The organism is Nostoc sp. CHAB 5715 (assembly GCF_020829685.1).
Classification (GTDB): Bacteria; Cyanobacteriota; Cyanobacteriia; order Cyanobacteriales; family Nostocaceae; genus Nostoc.
In genome coordinates, this window is record NZ_JAIVFR010000943.1 from 1 (window position 1) to 2859 (window position 2859).

The window sequence follows — 2859 nt, forward strand, 5'->3', positions numbered from 1 at the left end:
TGGGTGGCAAGAATGCCATTATTATCGATGAAAGTGCTGATTTAGACCAAGCTGTTGTGGGGATAGTGCAGTCAGCATTTGGTTACAGTGGACAAAAATGTTCTGCTGCTTCTAGGGTGATTGTGCTGCAACCGATTTATGATGCCTTTGTGCAACGATTGGTAGAAGCGACAAAATCTCTGAATATTGGGGAAGCAGAGTTACCGAGTACACAAGTTGGGCCAGTGATTGATGCTAATGCCCGCGATCGCATCCGCGAGTATATTGAGAAGGGTAAGGCAGAAGCACAATTAGCCTTGGAATTACCAGCACCCGAACAAGGATATTTTATCGGGCCTGTGATCTTTAGTGAAGTATCGCCAAATGCGGTAATTTCCCAGGAAGAAATTTTTGGCCCTGTGCTAGCGGTAATTCGGGTGAAAGATTTCCAGGAAGCGTTAGCAGTCGCCAACGGTACAAACTACGCCTTAACTGGAGGACTTTATTCTAGAACACCTTCGCACATTCAGCAGGCAGAGACAGAATTTGAAGTCGGGAATTTGTACATCAACCGCAATATTACAGGAGCGATCGTTGGACGGCAACCCTTTGGTGGATTCAAACTTTCTGGAGTAGGTTCTAAAGCAGGCGGCCCTGATTACCTCTTGCAATTCCTCGAACCACGCGCAGTCACAGAAAATATTCAGCGCCAAGGTTTTGCACCAATTGAAGGTGCTGATTAAACCTTGTAGGGTGGGCAATGCCCACCTTTTTTTATATACTAAGTACAGAAAGAGTCTGATGAGTAATTTAGTTATAGTACTGGCTCCCCAACCTCAGGGCTATTTCGTTCTAAACATAAACCGCCCAGAACTAAAGTTCACAGGCTTTTAGCTTAAGTCCACTAAAGTGGACTAAAAGTCTTTCTTAGTCGTCTTTAGACGACTTTTGCTATTAGCCTCAGAATTTATTCTGAGGCGGGCTAGATGAGAATGAAATAGCCCTGCCCCAACCTACAGATATTATAGTTTAACCGAACCTGATATTACCCAAGGATCAATCTTTTTCTTGAAACCGATTTTTTAGATTTAAATGAAAAATCTAAATCTAAAATTGCCTTGATTATCTACTAGAATTTTCACCAATCTCATCATTACTTTCATTATTTTTTACCAAAATAACCAAACACAAACAACTAGCAGCTAGCTTTATTAAGTTCAAAGCTCCACTTTTTAATATAATAAAAGCGCCTAATCCTATCAGAACAAAAGGCACAATATTATTACCATAGCGAGTCAATACATCAGCTATTACTCTGTAGTTAGTTAATTTGTATGCCGCATAACACCAAACTCCTAACAATATAAAAAATAATCCGATAATTATCACAAAAGTCTCTAAATTGCTACTAGCAAATAATGGCACATAGACACTAATATTGTCACTACCATTTGCAACTGTAACGGCTGCCACGCTGTAAGTTTGAGGAGATAGTAAACTAGTAATTGTTGATGCCTTAGATTCTTCAGTTGTAGCTACAACTTCGTCCAATGCATCTTCTTCCTTATTGACTAAGCTGCTGATACCTATGGCAATTGGTAGTAAACCAAGTAATCCAATCCAGCTTTTTGATAAAACTAACCCACCAAATAAACCAGAAAGACTAAGGATTAACAAAACTGTAAAACCTAGAAACTGACCGGCAACTATATGCCTGCGGCGAAAGGTAGCATTTATTTGAGAAAAAAACAATAATAGAATGATAATATCATCAATGTTAGTGGCAATGAACGCAATTGACCCTGTAATGATTGCAGTAACTAACTCGTTCATATTTTAAGATAAACATAGATATACTTTTATCTTGCAGCAGCTACCGCGTTCGCGTTCGCATTGGCAAAGCCTCTCGTAGAGAAGCGTCCCAAACAGAAGAATGTAAAGAAATTCAACAACAGATACACACCTTAAATTATCTGTGTTTATCTGCAATACCAAACACCAAATTTTAATTTTTGCAATAAATCTCGTAAATCGTTGAAATTCCTTAAATAATTACTTTGTCTATTTTAAAGCTTAGTTGTGCTAAAAGGTTAATTTGGTATGGTGATAAATCGTAGGTTCTAAAAATCCAGGATGAGTAAGCTAGGGACAGCCTTCAGTGAAGGGATAATTGCCTTCATAGCCACTAACATAGATGACATCATTATCTTGTTAATATTTTTTTCACAGATAGATGTTAATTTTCGGCGGCGGCATATCTTACTTGGTCAGTATCTCGGTTTTGCAGCCATTATCATCGCTAGCTTACCAGGATTTTTTGGTGGATTGGTCGTACAGCGAGAATGGATAGGATTGCTAGGACTGCTACCAATAGCAATTGGAATTCAACAATTAGTATCTACAAAAGAAGAAACTACAACAGTTCAGACAGTCAGTAGTGATTTTAATCAGTTTACACCTACTAATCCTGTATTGTCTTTTATTGTGAGTATTTTGCACCCCCACACCTATAAAGTGGCAGCAGTAACAGTTGCTAATGGTGGTGACAATATTAGTATATATATCCCTTTATTCGCTGGTCACGATCTTACCAGCTTGGGAGTAATTCTAAGTATATTTTTTATCATGGTAGGGGTTTGGTGTGCGATCGCTTATTTTTTAAGCCGTCAACCTACCATTGCTGATATTTTAAGTCGCTACGGTAAAGCTATTGTACCTTTTGTATTAATTGGCTTGGGTCTGTTCATTATGTATGAACGAGGTACATTCACTTTACTACCTTAAGTGAGAGGTTAATCAATGTTGGATGCTGGATTTGAGATTGAACGATGAAAACCCCAATCTGAAATCTAAAGTTCGCTACGCAATAATCAGGTTTAG

Annotated in this window: 3 protein-coding genes; 2 read left to right on the plus strand and 1 reads right to left on the minus strand. The window is 38.5% G+C overall.

The window, feature by feature from the left end; all coding sequences use genetic code 11:
- A partial coding sequence (locus tag LC574_RS34095) for an aldehyde dehydrogenase family protein (RefSeq protein WP_229458033.1) occupies positions 1 to 722 on the plus strand: 722 nt, incomplete at its 5' end.
- A 379-nt stretch (positions 723 to 1101) separates the two neighbouring features.
- Here LC574_RS34095 and LC574_RS34100 read toward each other — a convergent pair.
- Complete coding sequence (locus LC574_RS34100; protein WP_229458034.1) at positions 1102 to 1812, minus strand: cadmium resistance transporter; 711 nt, start codon at positions 1810 to 1812, stop codon at positions 1102 to 1104.
- A gap of 300 nt (positions 1813 to 2112) precedes the next feature.
- On the opposite strand from LC574_RS34100, the gene LC574_RS34105 reads away from it, so the two are divergent.
- On the plus strand, positions 2113 to 2763 hold the full coding sequence (locus tag LC574_RS34105) for a cadmium resistance transporter (RefSeq protein WP_229458035.1): 651 nt from the start codon (positions 2113 to 2115) through the stop codon (positions 2761 to 2763).
- The last annotated feature ends 96 nt before the right edge of the window (positions 2764 to 2859 follow it).